This is a genomic window from Polaromonas sp. P4_F6, from assembly GCF_056401275.1.
Window position 1 is genome coordinate 46749 of record NZ_JBFUJQ010000012.1, and the last position, 16138, is coordinate 62886.

Genomic DNA, 16138 nt, shown 5'->3' on the forward strand with positions numbered 1-16138 from the left:
GCGCCTTACTCGGCCGTCAGGTGCTTGCCGACAATCCCGGCCAATTCAAACATCGTGACCTGCGGCTTGCCGAACACCGGCAGCAGCTTGGCGTCGGCATTGATGGCGCGCTTGTTGGCCGCGTCCTGCAGGCCTTCAGCCTTGATGTAGTCCCAGAGCTTTTTGATGACCTGGGTGCGCGCCACCGGCTCGGCGCCTATCACCGCGGCCAGCGCATCACTGGGCTTGAGGCCCGCACCCGGCTTGGCGACACGCGGCGCCTTGGGCTTGGCGGTTTTGGCGGCCGGTGTTTTCTTGGCGGCGACCTTCTTCGCAGCCGGTGCTTTCGAGGCCTTGGCCGCGACGGTCTTGCCGAAAGGCGTTTTCACCGTGCCGGTCTTGGCGGCCGCCGGCTTGCGCGGCGGGAACTTGGAGGGCGCGAATTCAAAGTTCACCTTGTCGGCCTCCTTGTCCCAGGCCAGCATGGCCTTGAAGGGCCGGCGCGTGCGCATGGAGACAAACTTGTCGAGCAGGTCGGTCTTGCCGGTTTCCAGCAGCTTGTGCATCTGCTCGCGCTCTATCGGCTGCTGCAGGATGACCTGGCCGGTCTTGAAGGTGCAGCTGGGTGTCGGCTGGGCCAGCGTGGGCACGGATTTTTCGCAGACATAGTTCTTGCCGAGCTCGAACACGCGCGAGGCGCAGCGCGGGCAGGGGCCCAGCGACTGCTGGCCGGCGAAGTCGACGATCTCGCCGGTTTCGGCGTTCTTGTCGTCGCCGAAATCAAACTCGAGCTTGTAGTTTTTCGTCTCTTCGTCGAACTTGATCACCATCTCGGCGGTGAAAGGCCAGCCGGCCTTGGAACGGAAGCCGTCCAGCGGGCCGATTTTTTTGTCGCGCAGGAACTGCTCGACCTCGGCCACCTCGAAGGTGCGGCCGGCCGGCGTCTTGCCGAAGCTGAAGCCGCAGCCGTCGTCGCCGTTTTTGCCGGTGCAGGTGTAGCGCCGGTAGTTTTCCTTCATGACGCCGCCGCAATTGGGGCAGGGCGCGGACAGCGTGGCGTAGTCGCCGGGAATCGTGTCCTTGTCGTAGCCCTTGGCCTTGTTGACCAGGTTTTCCGTCATGGCGGCGATCTCGGCCATGAATTTTTCGCGGCTGAGCTTGCCGTGCTCCATCTGCGCGAGCTTGTGCTCCCACTCGCCGGTCAGCTCGGCCTTGGAGAGTTCCTCCACGCCCAGGCCGCGCAGCAAGGTCATGAGCTGGAAGGCCTTGGCCGTGGGGATCAGCTCGCGGCCTTCGCGCAGCATGTATTTCTCGGCGATCAGGCCTTCAATCGTGGCGGCGCGCGTGGCCGGCGTGCCCAGGCCTTTTTCCTGCATGGCTTCGCGCAGCTCGTCGTCGTCAATCGTCTTGCCGGCGCCTTCCATGGCGCCCAGCAAGGTGGCTTCCGAATAACGCGCGGGCGGCCGGGTCTTCAGGCCCTTGGCCTCGACCACTTCGGCGCGCACCATCTCGCCGGGCTTGACCGGCACCAGGCTCTGGCCCTTGTCGCCATCCTTGGCGTCGGCCACCTCGTCGGCCGCTTCCTTGCCGTAAATCGCGAGCCAGCCCGGCTTGACCAGCACCTTGCCCTCGGTCTTGAAGCTGTGGCCCACGGCCTGCGAGATGCGCGTGGTCACCAGGTATTCGGCGCTCGGGAAGAACACCGCCATGAAGCGGCGCACCACCAGGTCGTAGAGTTTTTGTTCGGCCTCGCTCAGGCCGCTGGGTGCCTGCAACGTCGGGATGATGGCGAAGTGGTCGCTGACCTTGGCGTTGTCGAAGATGCGCTTGCTGGGCTTGATGTAGCCGCCCTTGAGCGCCGTCGCCGCATGCGGCGCCAGGTGTTTCATGCCGCTGTCGGCCAGCATTTCAAAGGTCTGCCTGACCACCGGCAGGTAGTCTTCGGGCAGCGCGCGCGAATCGGTACGCGGGTAGGTCAGCGCCTTGTGGCGTTCGTACAGGCTTTGCGCGATCGCCAGCGTGGTTTTGGCCGAGAAGCCGAACTTGCCGTTGGCCTCGCGCTGCAAGGAGGTCAAATCGAACAGCAGGCCGGCCGCCTGGGTGGTGGGCTTGCTTTCTTCCGTCACCGTGGCGGCCTTGCCGCGCACGGCCTCGGCAATCGCCATCGCCTCGCGCTCGGACCAGACACGGTCGGCCTTCAGTTCGGGGTCGGGCTCCGCACCCTCGCCGTTGGCGGCATTGGCCGCGGCTTTTTTCCATTTGGGGTCAAACCACTTGGCCGGGTATTCGCCGGCCTCGGCCAGGAAGGTCGCGTGGATTTCCCAGTAGTCGCGGCTCACGAACTTGCGGATTTTTTCCTCGCGCTCGACCACCACCGACAGCGTCGGCGTCTGCACGCGGCCCACGGTGGTCAAGAAGAAACCGCCGTCGCGCGAGTTGAAAGCCGTCATGGCGCGGGTGCCGTTGATGCCGACCATCCAGTCGGCCTCCGAGCGGGACCGCGCCGCGTCGGCCAGGCCCTGCATCTGCTTTTCGCTGCGCAGGCTGTCAAAGCCCTCGCGGATCGCGGCCGGCGTCATGGACTGCAGCCACAGGCGCTTGACCGGCAGCTTGCTGCTGGCGTACTGCTGGATCAGCCGGAAGATCAGTTCGCCCTCGCGGCCCGCGTCGCAGGCGTTGACCAGCGCGCCCACATCCTTGCGCTTGGCCAGCTTGACGATGGCGTTGAGCCGCGTCTTGGTCTTGTCGATAGGCTTCAAGTCAAAGTAGGGCGGGATCACCGGCAGGTTGGCAAAACTCCATTTGCCGCGCTTGACGTCGAACTCCTCGGGCGCCTGGATCTCGACCAGGTGGCCCACGGCCGAGGTCACCAGCCACTCGTCGCTCTCGAAATATTCATCGTGTTTTTCGAACTTGCCCGCCGTCGGCGTGATGGCGCGGACGATGTCCTGCGCCACCGAGGGCTTTTCTGCAATCACCAGGGTTTTCATATGTACTTCTTCAAACCTTCTACATCTTCGGGGAACATTTCCCCGCTTTCCGCGAATACGACTTTGCCTTCACGGCCGTCCGCCGACACCTTGAGCACCACCACCACGGGCAGTCCGGCCGGCTTGGGCAGGCGCCTGGCGACTTCCGGCGTCAGCATCCCGGCGGGGAAACTGTAGCCCTTGGCCTTCATATAGGCCGCGGCGGCGGCCGGCTGCTTGTCGATGGACAGCGCCAGCACCTCCAGCCCCTTGGCCTTCTGGGCCCGCCACAGCGCTTCTATATGGGGCGATTGCACCGCGCAAAAAGGGCACCAGCTGGCCCACCAGTACACCACAAGCGTCTTTCCACCCACATCGGCGGGCTTCCAGGCGCTGCCGTCCAGCAGCGCCACGGCCGGCAAAGCCAGGCTGCTGCCGACCTTGGGCAGGGGGCTTTCCCCGTCCTTGGCCCACGCCGGCAGGCCCAGCCCGGCCACAAGGGCGGCAGTCGTCTGCAACAGGTTTCGGCGCTTGAACATGAGGGGCTCCTGGGGTGCGTCACGATGCATCACTACAATAGCGGCTTCTCGCGCATGTACGCGCGCGGGTGCGCACGCATACGCGCGCACGCGCACATGCATGAATTAACCATACCAAAAAAATATCCCGTGTCAAAAAACCAGGCCAATGCGCCCATCGCGCCCCTTTCTTCCATGCCCCCCGCGCCGGCGCCCGCCGCCGACGGCCGGCGTATCCAGACACGGCGCTCCGGCGTGCACGGCAAGGGCGTGTTCGCCGTGCAGGACCTGGCCGAGGGCGAGACCCTGATCGAGTACGTGGGCGAGGTCATCAACTGGAAGGAAGCGCTGCGCCGCCACCCGCACGACCCCAAGGACCCGAACCACACCTTCTACTTCCACATCGACGAAGACCATGTGATTGACGCCAAGCACGGCGGCAATTCCTCGCGCTGGATCAACCACAGCTGCAAGCCCAACTGCGAAGCCGACGAAGTGGACGGCCGGGTCTTCATCAAGGCGCTGCGCAACATCAAGGCCGGCGAAGAGCTGTTCTACGACTACGGCCTGATCATCGACGCGCCCTATACCAAGAAGCTGCTGGCCGAATACCCCTGCTGGTGCGGCGCCAAAAACTGCCGCGGCACCCTGCTGGCGCCCAAGGACGACGAAAAGAAAAAAGCCAAGGGCAAGAAAAAGTCCGCCAAGAAGTCCGACAAAAAGGCCGAAGCCAAAGCCGACAGGAAAAAAGCGGAAAAAAAGGCTGACAAGAAAGCCGACAAAAAGCCCAAGAAGAAAAAGAAGGACTGAGCCGGTCCTTCAGCCGCCCCAGGGCCGGCCCCACCGCCGGCCAGGCCCTCCCTGAGCTTTTCATGAGCATCCCCTCACCAACCCCCATCCGCTGGCCCGCCGAGGCCCTCTGGGAGGCCCTGGCGCCCTCGCTGCCGGGCTTCACGGTCGAGGTGCTGCCCGAGATCGATTCCAGCAACACCGAACTCATGCGCCGCTTCCGCGGCAGCCCCACGGTAGAACCCCGTCCCGAGCCATTGCTGCTGGTCGCCGAGCAGCAGACCGCCGGGCGCGGCCGCCTGGGCCGGCAGTGGCAAAGCCGGCGCGGCGACAGCCTGATGTTTTCCCTGGGCCTGCCGCTGGCGCCCACCGACTGGTCGGGCCTGTCGCTGGTGGCCGGCGTCAGCGTGGCCGACAGCCTGGAGCCCCTGGCAGCGGGCGGCGGTGGCAAACCCCGCATCGGGCTGAAATGGCCCAACGACCTGTGGCTGTCCACACCCGACGGCGAGCGCAAGCTGGCCGGCATCCTGGTCGAAACCGCCAGCTGGGAAGGCCTGCGCTATGTGGTGATCGGCATCGGCATCAACATCCGCGCGGTGGCGCTCGATCCGGCGCTGCCCGCGTCGGCCCTGCCCAGCGTCCCGCCAGGCGGCCTGCAGGAGTTGCTGCCGGGACTGGACGCGCCGGCCACGCTGCTGCGCGTTGTCCCGCCGCTGGTGCAGGCGGTGCAGGCCTTTGAGCGCTTCGGTTTCGCGCCCTTCCAGGCGCGTTTCGCGGCGCGCGACGTGCTCGCGGGCCGGGCCGTGCAGCTGTCCGACGGCACCACCGGCACGGCCCACGGCGTCGCCGAAAACGGCGCGCTGCTGGTGCATACTGCGGCTGGCATGAAAGAAATCACCAGTTCCGAAGTCAGCGTGCGGCCCGTGGCGGCCCACCACCCGCAAGGCGCGCGCCCATGCTGAGGCTGCTGGTGCTGGCCCTGCTGCTGGCCAATGCCGGCTACTTCGCCTGGACGCAAGGCCTGCTGGCCGACTACGGTTTTGCCCCGGCCGTCCAGGCCGAGCCGCAGCGCCTGGGCCAGCAGATCCGGCCCGAGGCCATGCGGCTGCTCACAAGCGCCGAGGCGCGCCAGATCGAAAGCGAGCCCAGCCCCGCGCCCGCGGCGCAGCCCGCCCCCGAATGCCTGCAGGCCGGCCTCTTCAGCCCCGAACAAAGCAGCGCGCTGCGCGCCGGCCTTGAAAGCAGCTTCCCCATAGGCAGCTGGACGCTGGAAAGCGGCGTGGAGCCGGGCCGCTGGATCGTCTACATGGGCAAGTACGGCAACGAGGACGCCCTCAACAAAAAACGCAGCGAGCTGCGCGGCATGGGCGTGTCCTTTGAAGCCCTGGTCAATCCCGCGCTGGGGCCCGGCCTGTCACTGGGCCACTACACCTCCCAGGCCGATGCCGAACGCGAGCTGGCCAAGGTCGCCACGCGCGGCGTGCGCACCGCCAAGGTGGTGCTGGAGCGGCCCGAATCGCGCGGCCAGCTGCTCAAGCTGCCGGCCGCCGATGCGGCGCTCAAGGCCAAGCTCGAGGCGCTCAAGCCGCAGCTGGCGGGCAAGCCCCTGCAGTCCTGCTCCTGAGCCCGGCCGACCGCGGCACCCCTATTTCACAGCCGGCGGGGCCTTGCCCAGGGCCAGCGCCGAATCCGATTCCCAGCGGCGCGCCGATTCCACGGTTTTCTCGAACACCGCGCCCAGCTCCAGCAGGTTTTTCTTGAGCTGCGGATCCAGCGCCTTCTCGATGCCGGCTTCGTCCAGCGGCATGCGGTCGTTGCGCACGCTTTTGAGGATGCGCGAAATCTCGCCGGCCGCATGCGCCGGCGTCTGCAGCAGCACCAGGCGCTTCATCTTGTCGGGGTTGTTGGGCACGTGGCAGGACAGGCATTGCCCGTCGCGCAGGCTCACGGCCAGCGCGCGGTAGTCTTTTTCGAGCTGGCGCTTGTAAGGGTTCTGCGCTGAAAACAAGCCGTCAAACAAGGTCACCGCGGGCTGCGTCTGCCCCTGGCTGTCCGTCCACAGCCACTGGCCGTCGAACTTGCCGTGCGCCACCGGCGTGACCTGGATGCCGGCCAAAGGGCCGTCCTGCCACGAGAACTGCGCGACCTTGACCTTGTCCGCCCCGGGCGCCACCCACAGCAGCAGCGCGTTGGCGTTCTCATAAGCGCCCCACTTGGCCGCGTCATGCCAGAAGGGGTAGGGGAACTGGCCCGGCGCGAGCCGGTTGCGAAAGGTCGCGCCCAGCCTGACCTGGTAGAGCTGTTCGCGCTCCACCCAGCTGACCTGGTGGCTGCCGTCGAACATGAAGACCGGCGCATACAGGCCCACCCAGACCTCGGGCGCGAACTGCGTCAGCGAGGTCTCCTTGAGCGGCGTGGCCGGATCCTTGGCCTGGCGGCCCCAGAGCAGCACCGGCGGCAGGCTTTGCCGCAGCCGGGAATCGCCGAACAGCGCCTGCCGGCAGCGGTCAAAAGCGGCCTGGCCGGCTGGGTCGGCAATGGGGCAGACCGCGCGCAGCTCGGCGGCGATCCGGGCCGCCAGGTTTTCCACGGCCTGCCGTTCGGCGACGGAAGGCGCGGCCCACACCCTCGCGCAGGCCAACCCGGCAAGCAGGGCAAACGCCGCGCCGCGTCTGAACCGGGAAATCAAGGGTTTTCTCATGGTGAATGCCGTCAAAGGGAACGCCATCAGCTCTTGCCCGCCAGCAGCCAGTTCCTGACCGCGTAATCGCCGAGCTTGCGGCCCTGGTCGGCGCCGCCGCGGCCCACGGTCTGGCGTGTGTGGATGCCGCCCCAGACGCGGCCGTTGTCGTTCTCCTCGGCGATCTCCGAAATCCGGCTGTAGCGCCGCGTGATGCCGTTGGCGGGGTAGGTGACGCTGACCGGCGGGATCGCGTCGGTGGCGAACACGCCCTGCAGCACCTTCTCGGCGGCGCCGGCATAGATCGAGTGGCCCGAGATGTAGTCGGGGTGGTTGGGCGTGACCAGCACCGGCTCCCAGGCCGGGTCGGCCTTGAGTTCCGGGTTGCCAAGCCTGTCGGCTTCGCGGATCAGGGTGATGGGCCGCGCCGTCGGGTATTTGTACTTGACGGCCCAGCCCGAGATATAGGCATCGGCCGTCGCGCCGTTGAGCAGCGCGAACAGCCGGGCGTTGTCGTGCAGGTCGAGCTTGCGCGCCTCGCTGAGCTGGCGCGCGACCGCGCTGAACACCACATAGCTGGGCGCCGTCCAGAAAACCGCGACCGCGGTCTGGTCGGGCGTGCGCTCCGTGCTGTTCTTGCCGCCCAGGCGCTTGACCTCGTTGAACTCCTCGACAAACTGTTTGCTCGAGGGCGGCACCGGCGCGCCCGGGTCGAACTGCAACGCGTCCCTGGCAAAAAAGGTTCTCACCTGGCCGAATTGCGGCAGCAAGGCCGGCAGGTAGGCCGGGAAGGTCGGCTTCCAGGCCTGCGGAATTTGCGGGGCCAGGTACTCGGCCTTGGCCTCCACGCCGTCGCCCTGGCGTGCCGCCAGGTGGCGCTGGGCCGCCTGCTGGCCCAGCTGCGTGCCGCGCGCCTTGGCGTCGCCTTCGGCGATTTTGGCGAGGTCGCGGCCCAGGGCCGCGTCCAGCACCGCCTTCTGCCCCGGGTACAGGCCCGCCAGCACGCCGTGCGCCGCCGCCAGGGCCGCGGCCTCGGGCGATGCGCCCGGCGCTGCCGCCAGGTCCTTCAAATAGGGCTGGTAGCGCGGCTGGGCGGCATTGACGGCGTCATGCACCGCCAGGTGAACAATCGCCAGATTGCGGATGCTGGTGAGGCCGCCGGGCGGGTTTTCCTGCACGGTCTTGATGGCGGTCTGGTTCCAGTCGGTCACCACGTCAGCGCGCGAGGGCCAGGCGGCCGCCACGGCCAGCACCGCCAGCGACAGCCGGGCCAGGGTTGCGAGGAAGTATCTTTTTTTCATGAAGTGCTCGTTTCCTTGAAGGAGGTTTTTGAAAAAGCGGCTCAGCGCGCCACCGGCCGCAGCAGGTTGGCGGCCACGTACTCGCCGATCTGGTAGCCCAGCGCGTCGCCGGCATTGGTGGCCGAGCGCGTGTGGATGCCGCCGAAGATGCGGGCGTCGTTGTCTTCCCGGGTCAGTTCGGACCAGCGCGTGTAGACGCGCCGCACCGTGCCGGCCGGCCATTCGGCCGCCGCGGGCGCCGACAGCTGGTCGCCGCCCAGCAGCTTTTGCAGCACGCGTTCATAGCCGCCGGCCTGGATGGCGTGACCCGACACGTAGTCGGGGTGCTGCGGCGTCTGCACCAGCGGCAGCCAGTCGGGCGCCGCCTGGATGCCGGGGTTGCCCAGCGTGGCGGCCTCGCGGATCGCGGTGATGGGGCGCTGCTGGTTGTAGACCAGCTTGACGCCGTAACCCGCGATGTAGGTGTCCAGGCTGATGCCGTTGAGCAGCGCATACAGCCGCGCGTTGTCGTGCACGCTGAGGTTTTTGCGCTCGGCCTCCTGCTTGAGCACCGCGAGGTAGGGGTGCCAGGTCGGCGCGACCCAGAAGATCGCCAGCGCGGTCTGGTCGGCGGTGCGCTCGGTGCTGTTGACGCCGCCCAGGCGTTTGACCTCGTTGACCTCGCGCGCATAGGCTTCGCTCCTGGGGTCCAGCGGCGGCGGCGCCTTGAACTGGTCGCCCGACTTGAGGAACAGCGGCTTGACGCCAGGCCAGCGCGCGATGCTCAGCGGACCGGGCGCGGGCGGCGTGGGCTTCCAGGCGCCGGGCGTGCCCAAGGGGGTGTAAGCCACGTCGGTGGCCGAGCCGTCGTCCTTGCGCAGCACCACCAGCTTCTCGCCGACGCCGCGGCCGAACTCGGCGCCCTGCGCCTTGCCCGGCCCTTCCGGCAGCTTGGCCAGCGAGGCCTTGAGCGCATTGTCGAGAAAGGCTTTTTGCACCGGGTACAGCGCCACCAGCGCACCGTGCGCGGCGCCCGCGGCGGCGGCCTCGACCGAGCTGCCGGCCGGCGCGCGCGTGTCCACCGCATAAGGCTCGTAACGCCGGTCCACCGCGTTGACCGCGTCGTGGATGGCCAGGTGCACCAGGGCCAGGCTGCGCGGCACGAACACGCCGCCGGGGTTGTTGGCGGCCGTGACCGCGGAGGCGGTGGCATACCAGTCGGTGACGACGTCGGCATGCGCCGCGCCGCCCGCCAGCAGCAGGGATGAGAGGGAAAAGGTGATGTGCCCGAGCGCACGCAGCGCGCCCCGCACACCTGGCAAAAGAGGTGTGTTCATGGATGTGTTGTCTGGATAAAAAAGGAAAGAAACGGCCGGGCGCGGCCGTCAACATCGGCGGCGCAGCATGGATGCGGCGGCCGGCTGTTGGGGGAAGGGGGTTGGCGTGCGGCGCATGGCGGCTCTCAAAACGCGAAGGCGATGCCGGCCGGCAGGCCGCCCCCGCTCCCCGGGCCTTCGCGCAGGGGGCGCTCTATCAGGTCGGCCGCCGGATGGCCGGCAAACTCGCGCAGCACGCTGTCCTTGACGCCCGCGAAGCTGAAGCCGGCGCGGTCGCGCGGGTGCGCCAGCGGCACCGGCACGATGCGGCGTATGCGGCCCGGGCGCGGCTCCATCACCACCACCTTGTCGCCCAGGTAGATGGCTTCTTCCACGTCGTGGGTCACCAGCACCATGGTGATGCCCTCGCGCTGCCAGATGCGGTGCAGCTCCTGCTGCAGGTGGGCGCGCGTGAGCGCGTCCAGCGCGCCGAAGGGCTCGTCGAGCAGCAGGATTTCGGGCCGGTTCACCAGCGCCCGTGCGATCGCCACGCGCTGCGACATGCCGCCCGAGAGCTGGTAAGGGTGGGCTTTCTCAAAGCCCTTGAGGCCCACGAGTTCCACATGCTCGCGCACCGTCATGCGCTTCTGGCCTTCGGTCAGGTCCGAGTTCTGCAGCCCCAGCGCGATGTTCTGCTCCACGGTGAGCCAGGGGAAAAGCCGGTGCTCCTGGAACACGATGCCGCGGTTCAGGCTGGTGCCCGCGATGCGCCGGCCGTCCAGCAGGATTTCGCCCTGGTAGTCCTCCTCCAGGCCTATCACCAGCCGCAGCAGGGTGGACTTGCCGCAGCCGCTGGAGCCCACGATGCTGACGAACTCGCCGGGCGCAATCGTCAGCGTGATGTCCTTGAGCACTTCCAGCCTGTCGCCCTTGACCTCGTATTGCTTGCTTAAATTTTTCAGCGCCAGGGTTCCCGCGTGGGCCATGGATATTTCCTCTTCTTGATGCGTTACTGAAACCGGGCCACCGAGCGGCCGCGCCAGGCCAGCAGCCTGGCCTCGATGCGGCTGGCAATCCAGTTGAGCGTGAAACCCACCAGGCCGACCACGATCACGCCGAACAGCACCAGGTCCATCCAGAAATGCTCGCGCCCGTCGATCATGGTGTTGCCTATGCCCTTGCCGGCCACCAGCAGGTACTCGGCGCCCAGCGTGGCCAGCCAGGCGTAAATCAGGCCCAGGTGGATGCCGGCAAAAATCGAGGGCGAGGCCGAGGGCAGCACCACGCGGCGCAGCAGCTGCCAGCGCGAAAACTCGAACACGCGCGCCACCTCGATGAACTCGCGCGGCACGCTGCGTATGCCTTCAAAGGTGTTGAGCACCACCGGGAAGAAGGCCGCCAGCGACAGAAAAGCCACCTTGGCCGCGTCGCCCAGGCCGAACCACACCGAGATCAGCGGTATCCAGGCGAACAGCGAGATCTGCTTGAGCGTGTGAAAGCTCGGCCCCACGAGGTTTTCAAACAGGCGCGACAGGCCCAGCGCCGTGCCGAACACCAGGCCCGCGCTGGCGCCTATGGCAAAGCCGGCGAGGTCGCGCCACAGGCTGGCGCGCAGCGCGTCCCAAAGCTGGCCGGTGACGGCCTGGTCCAGCGCCGTGGCCCAGACTTTTTCCACCGGCACCAGCAGCGGCGAGCGCGACCAGCCAAAGCGCACCGCGGCCCACCACAGGGCCAGCAGCAACAGCGGCAGCACCCAGCCGCGCAGGGCGCGCGGCACAAAGTGGCTGCGACGCGCTGCCGCGGGCACTGCATTGGAAGAGGAAGATGCGTCTGCCATATCGCTCCTCACAGCCCCACGCGGCGCCAACGCAACAGGCGCGACTCAACCAGCGCCAGCAGCTTGTCGAGCACAAAGCCGACCAGGCCCACCACCACCACGGCCGCCATCACCACGTCGAGCTGGAACAACTGGCGGCCGTAGACAATCATGAAGCCCAGTCCTTCCGAAGAGGCCAGCAGCTCCACCACCACCAGGGCCAGCCAGGCGTGCGTGAGGCCGTAGCGTATGCCGTTCCAGATCGGCGCGAGCGCGGCCGGGAACACCACCTTGCGCAGCATCTGCCAGCGCGTGAAGCCAAACACCCTGGCCACCTCCACATACTGCGAGGGCACGTTCTGTATGCCCTTGTAGGTGTTCAGCGCAATCGGCACCAGCGCGGCCTTGGAGATCAGGATGACCTTGAGCGCCTCGTCAATCCCCACCAGCAGCATGAGCAGCGGCAGCCAGCCCAGCACCGGCACCTGGCTGAAGGCCTTGAACAGCGGATAGACGTAATCCTTGAAGGTGGGCGACAGCCCCATGGCCACGCCCAGCAGCAAACCACCCGCCGCGCCCACACCGAAACCGGCCAGCACGCGCCACAGGCTGATGCGCAGGTTGTCCGCCAGCTCGCCGCTGTTGAACAGCTCGGCAAAGGTCGCGGCCACCACCTGGGGCGCGGGCAACACCTGGGGCGCCACCCATTCGTAGCGGGCCGCCAGCCACCACAGCAGCAGCACGGCCAGCGGCACCGGCCAGGCCAGCAGCACGCGCAGCCCATGGCCGCGCCAGGCCGGGGGCGGCCGGGAGCCGCCGCTGGCGGGACGGCCGGGGCGGGGCGCAGCCGAGGGTTGCACGGCCGGGGCCTGGCCGCCTTCGGCCGGTGCCAGGCGCAATGCGGTGATGCTGCTTTGGGGCATGGCCTGGGTCCTCACGCCAGGGTCTGCCGGCCCTGCGGGTCGAGCCGGGGCCAGAAGTTTTCGAGTTTTTGCGCCTGGAGCGCACGCTTCAGGTAGCCGCGCCCTATCCAGCCGTCCACGTCGACCTCGCGGCGCGCGAGCTTGTATTTCACGAGCTGGCGCGAAGCGTCCTTGTAGAGCCAGACCAGCAGCGGGTCGAACTCCGGCGCCAGCCGCACCTTGAGCGGCTGGCCCAGCAGGTCCTCGCGCCAGGCTTCATAAGGCGTGCCGGCCTTGCTCCACTGGCGCAGCACGTCCTCGCGGTTGTTTTCATCCGAGCCCCAGCGCGCGCTTTTGACCAGCACGTCGACCACGCGCTGCACCGTCTCGGGCCTGGCCTTGTCGAAGTCCTCGGTCACCAGCACATGGTTTTGCCGCGTGAAGATGGGCGAGTCGTCGCGGCTGGTGTAGAGGATTTTCGCCACGCCCTGCTCGCGCAGCCTGAGCAACTCGATGCCGCCGAAGGCCGCGTCGATATCGCGCGTGGCCAGCGCGGTCTGCATGCTTGCGTAGTCGAGGTTGTAGGCCTTGAGGTCTTTTTCGGCGAGGCCGTTTTTCTCGAGCAGGCGGTTTGTCGGCAGCTGGCCGCTGGTGCCCTTGAACAGCGCCACCCGCTGGCCGCGCAGCTGGGCGATGCTGCGCAGGGGCGAGTCGGGCGGCACCGCCACATACAGGTTGTTGCGGCTTCCCGAGGACATCAGCAAACGCGTCTTCAGGCCGCTGGCGCGCGCCAGGATGGCCGGCAGATCGCCCTGGAAGGCGAAGTCCAGCTGCCGGTTGATCAAGGCCTCGTTGACCGCCGGGCCGGCGCCGCGGAAGAAAAACCACTCGATGCGCACGCCGTCTTTCCTGAATTCCTCGTCCAGCCAGCCCTTCCAGTGCGCGATGGAGCCGGCATTGCCGGCCGAGACCGGCGGGTTGCCCACGGGCGCGGCCGAAACACCGAAGCGGATCACCTCCAGCTTCTGCGCGCGGGCGCCCAGCGAGGCCATGGCCAGGCCAGCGCCCAGCGCAGCGCCGGCCGCGCTGCGCAGCCAGCCGCGGCGAGCCGGGGTCAATGGGAAATTCATGGTGCGTGCACTTCTCAAAAGAACTCAGGCCGCGGCCAGCGCCGAGGCGGCCTGCGTGTAGCGGTTGGCGGGGCGCGGCAGGCCCAGGTTTTCGCGCAAGGTGCTGCCCTCGTACTCGGTGCGGAACAAGCCTCGCCGCTGCAGTTCCGGCACGACATGGTTGGCGAAATCCTCCAGCCCGCCCGGCAGCCAGGGCGGCATCACGTTGAAGCCGTCGGCCGCGCCGTTTTCAAACCATTCCTGCAGCTGGTCGGCAACCTGCGAGGCCGTGCCGTAAATCGACCAGTGGCCGCGCGCCGTGCCTATGCGCTGGTAGAGCTGGCGTATCGTGAGCTTCTCGGTCCTCGCGAGCTCGGTCACCAGCCTGAAGCGGCTCTTGGGGCCGTTGGGTTCCGGCAGGTCGTCGGGCAGCGGGCCGTCCACCGGGTAGGCCGACAGGTCCACGCCGCCTATCACCGTGGACAGCAGCGAGACACCGACGTCGGGATGGATCAGTTCCTGCAGCTGTTCGAATTTTTCTTTCGCATGGGCCTCGCTGTCGCCCACCACGGCGAACACGCCCGGCAGGATCTTGAGGTCATCCGGCCGGCGGCCGTATTTGGCCAGCCGCGCTTTCAAGCCCGCATAAAAGGCCTGCGCGCCGGCCAGCGACTGCTGGGCGGTGAAGATGACCTCGGCCGTGCGCGCGGCCAGCTCCTGCCCGGGCTCGGACGAGCCCGCCTGCACGATGACCGGATAGCCCTGCGGCGCGCGCGCCACATTGAGCGGGCCGCGCACCTGGAAGTGTTTGCCCTTGTGGTTGAGCACATGCAGTTTGGCCGCGTCGAAGTACTCGCCGCTTTTCTTGTCGCGCAGGAAAGCGTCGTCCTCCCAGCTGTCCCACAGGCCGGTCGCCACGTCAACGAACTCGCCGGCGCGGTCGTAGCGCAGCGCATGCTCGGGATGCCTGTCGAGGTTGAAATTGAGCGCTTCGGCCTCGTTGGACGAGGTCACCACGTTCCAGCCGGCGCGCCCAGCGCTCAGGTGGTCCAGCGAGGCGAACTTGCGCGCCACGGTATAGGGCTCGTTGTAGGTGGTGGACACGGTGGCGATCAGGCCCAGCTTGCTGGTCACGGCCGACAGCGCCGACAGCAGGGTGAGCGGCTCGAAGCCGGCCACACGCGCCGTGCGGTGCAGGGTGCGCGAGGTCGCCGCGTCGCGTATGCCCACGCTGTCGGCCAGGAAGACCGCGTCAAACTTCGCGGCCTCCGCCGTCTGGGCGAGTTTTTTGTAGCTCTCAAAACTCAGCGCCGCATCGGCGGGCACGCCCGGGTGGCGCCAGGCGGCGACGTGGTGGCCGGTGGCCATCAGGAAGGCGTTGAGGCGAATCTGCCGCTTGGTGTCCGGCTTGGTGGTGTTGCTCATGGTGTCAGGCTCCGAGGATTTTTCCGTTGGCCTCGAACACCGGCCAGTAGTTTTCAAGCTTGAGTTCGCGCAGCGCCGCGTTGAGGAAGCGGCGGTCTATCCATTTGTCCGCGTCGAATTTCGCGCGGGTCAGCTTGAACTTGTAGGCCTGCTCCACCGCATCGCGGTAGCGGGCGGTCAGGAAGGGATCGAACTGCGGGTTGAAGCGTATGCGTAGCGGCTCGCCCTCGTAGTCCTCCTTCCATACCTCGTACGGGAAACCGGTGCGCGCCCAGATGCGGAACACCTCGTCGCGATTCAGGTCGTCCGAGGCCCAGCGCGCGGTGCGCACCACCGCCTTGGCCACGCGCGTGGTCAGTTCGGGGAATTTTTCGGCGAACTCGTCGGTCACCAGCACATGGCCCTGGCGCGTGAAGATGGGCGAGTCGCCCTTGCTGCTGTAAACGATTTTGGCCGTGCCGTTCAGGCGCAGCTGGATCAGGTCCAGCCCGCCGAAGGCGGCGTCGATGTCCTTGGTCACCAGCGCCGCCTTGGACGTGGCGGTGTCCAGGTTGATCAGCTTGACGTCTTTCTCGCTGAGGCCGTGGGCCTCGAGCAGGCGGTTGATGGGCAGCTGCGCATTCGTGCCCTTGAAGATGGCCACGCGCTTGCCGCGCAAATCCTTGACCGACTGGATGGGCGAATCGGGCGGCGCCGCCAGGTAGATGTTGGAGCGCACGCCGGTGGCCAGCACCAGCCGCGTCTTCAAGCCCGCGGCCCGGCCCACGATTGCCGGCAGGTCGCCCTGGAAGGCGAAGTCGAGCTGGCGGTTGGTCAGCGCCTCATTGACGGCCGGGCCCGCGCCCTTGAAGAAGAACCACTCGATCTTGATGTTGTCTTTTTTGAACTCGTCCTCTATCCAGCCCTTGGCATGCGCGATGGAGACCGAGCTGCCGTAAAAGCCCGGCGGGTTGCCTATGGCCGGCTGCGCCACGCCGAAGCGGATCACGGTGGGCGGCACTGCCTGCGCCCGCGCCGCGGCACCGCCGGCCAGCAGGGCGCCGGCACCCAGGCCTTGAAGAAGTTGTCTGCGTTGGATGTCCATGTCCTGTTCCCCTTGAAAGAAAAGCCGGTACCCAGCACCTCCCAATCCCCAGGAGACACGACCACCCCATGTTTCGGTGCCTTGACGGGTACCGGCTTTCAAAAAATGCCCGCTTGCGCTCAGGCAGTGCATGCAGGTTAGCGGCCGCCCCCGCGCCGTACAACGACCAAGATCGCCTAAAGATATGTAGAAAACTTTTCCCGCGCAGCACATGCGGCGCACGCATGCGGGGAACGCGGGCAGGCGCATAAGCACATGCGGAAAAAATTCC

14 protein-coding genes are annotated in these 16138 nt (G+C 67.3%); 3 read left to right on the plus strand and 11 right to left on the minus strand.

Annotation, left to right across the window (positions count from 1 at the left end):
• Nucleotides 1–5: 5 nt before the first annotated feature.
• Entirely contained in the window at nucleotides 6–2969 is a 2964-nt protein-coding gene (locus AC1DUN_RS21755; protein WP_477715802.1) for a DNA topoisomerase III, read from the minus strand.
• The gene (locus tag AC1DUN_RS21760; protein WP_477715803.1) at nucleotides 2966–3487 is read right to left on the minus strand and encodes a TlpA family protein disulfide reductase; all 522 of its coding nucleotides are present in this window, start codon (nucleotides 3485–3487) and stop codon (nucleotides 2966–2968) included. The genes AC1DUN_RS21755 and AC1DUN_RS21760 overlap by 4 nt, the downstream gene beginning before the upstream one ends.
• A 174-nt stretch (nucleotides 3488–3661) precedes the next feature.
• Here AC1DUN_RS21760 and AC1DUN_RS21765 point away from each other — a divergent pair, with 174 nt between their 5' ends.
• The 3 genes from AC1DUN_RS21765 (at nucleotide 3662) to AC1DUN_RS21775 (ending at nucleotide 5879) form a co-directional block, all read left to right on the plus strand.
• Nucleotides 3662–4276 (plus strand): SET domain-containing protein, encoded by a 615-nt coding sequence (locus AC1DUN_RS21765; protein ID WP_477715895.1) that lies wholly within the window; start codon nucleotides 3662–3664, stop codon nucleotides 4274–4276.
• Between the two features lie 62 nt (nucleotides 4277–4338).
• Entirely contained in the window at nucleotides 4339–5217 is an 879-nt protein-coding gene (locus AC1DUN_RS21770) for a biotin--[acetyl-CoA-carboxylase] ligase (protein ID WP_477715804.1), read from the plus strand.
• Entirely contained in the window at nucleotides 5211–5879 is a 669-nt protein-coding gene (locus AC1DUN_RS21775) for an SPOR domain-containing protein (RefSeq protein ID WP_477715805.1), read from the plus strand. The genes AC1DUN_RS21770 and AC1DUN_RS21775 overlap by 7 nt, the downstream gene beginning before the upstream one ends.
• Nucleotides 5880–5900: 21 nt before the next feature.
• On the opposite strand, the gene AC1DUN_RS21780 is transcribed toward AC1DUN_RS21775, so the two are convergent.
• The 9 genes from AC1DUN_RS21780 to AC1DUN_RS21820 all read right to left on the minus strand — a co-directional run bounded on the left by AC1DUN_RS21780 (nucleotide 5901) and on the right by AC1DUN_RS21820 (nucleotide 15867).
• Nucleotides 5901–6956 (minus strand): hypothetical protein, encoded by a 1056-nt coding sequence (locus tag AC1DUN_RS21780; protein WP_477715806.1) that lies wholly within the window; start codon nucleotides 6954–6956, stop codon nucleotides 5901–5903.
• 26 nt (nucleotides 6957–6982) lie between these two features.
• The gene (locus tag AC1DUN_RS21785; RefSeq protein WP_477715807.1) at nucleotides 6983–8236 is read right to left on the minus strand and encodes a vanadium-dependent haloperoxidase; all 1254 of its coding nucleotides are present in this window, start codon (nucleotides 8234–8236) and stop codon (nucleotides 6983–6985) included.
• A 41-nt stretch (nucleotides 8237–8277) separates the two neighbouring features.
• Entirely contained in the window at nucleotides 8278–9552 is a 1275-nt protein-coding gene (locus tag AC1DUN_RS21790; RefSeq protein WP_477715808.1) for a vanadium-dependent haloperoxidase, read from the minus strand.
• A gap of 125 nt (nucleotides 9553–9677) precedes the next feature.
• Nucleotides 9678–10517: an ABC transporter ATP-binding protein gene (locus AC1DUN_RS21795; RefSeq protein ID WP_477715809.1), complete on the minus strand. Its 840-nt coding sequence runs from the start codon at nucleotides 10515–10517 to the stop codon at nucleotides 9678–9680.
• Between the two features lie 23 nt (nucleotides 10518–10540).
• Nucleotides 10541–11368 (minus strand): ABC transporter permease, encoded by an 828-nt coding sequence (locus AC1DUN_RS21800; RefSeq protein WP_477715810.1) that lies wholly within the window; start codon nucleotides 11366–11368, stop codon nucleotides 10541–10543.
• A gap of 8 nt (nucleotides 11369–11376) precedes the next feature.
• A complete protein-coding gene (locus AC1DUN_RS21805; protein ID WP_477715811.1) occupies nucleotides 11377–12270 on the minus strand; it encodes an ABC transporter permease in 894 nt (297 codons plus the stop codon).
• A gap of 11 nt (nucleotides 12271–12281) precedes the next feature.
• The gene (locus AC1DUN_RS21810; RefSeq protein ID WP_477715812.1) at nucleotides 12282–13379 is read right to left on the minus strand and encodes an ABC transporter substrate-binding protein; all 1098 of its coding nucleotides are present in this window, start codon (nucleotides 13377–13379) and stop codon (nucleotides 12282–12284) included.
• 24 nt (nucleotides 13380–13403) lie between these two features.
• Nucleotides 13404–14783, minus strand: coding sequence for an LLM class flavin-dependent oxidoreductase (locus tag AC1DUN_RS21815; protein ID WP_477715813.1), 1380 nt, complete (start codon nucleotides 14781–14783; stop codon nucleotides 13404–13406).
• A gap of 4 nt (nucleotides 14784–14787) precedes the next feature.
• Nucleotides 14788–15867 (minus strand): ABC transporter substrate-binding protein, encoded by a 1080-nt coding sequence (locus tag AC1DUN_RS21820; protein WP_477715814.1) that lies wholly within the window; start codon nucleotides 15865–15867, stop codon nucleotides 14788–14790.
• Between the last annotated feature and the right edge of the window lie 271 nt (nucleotides 15868–16138).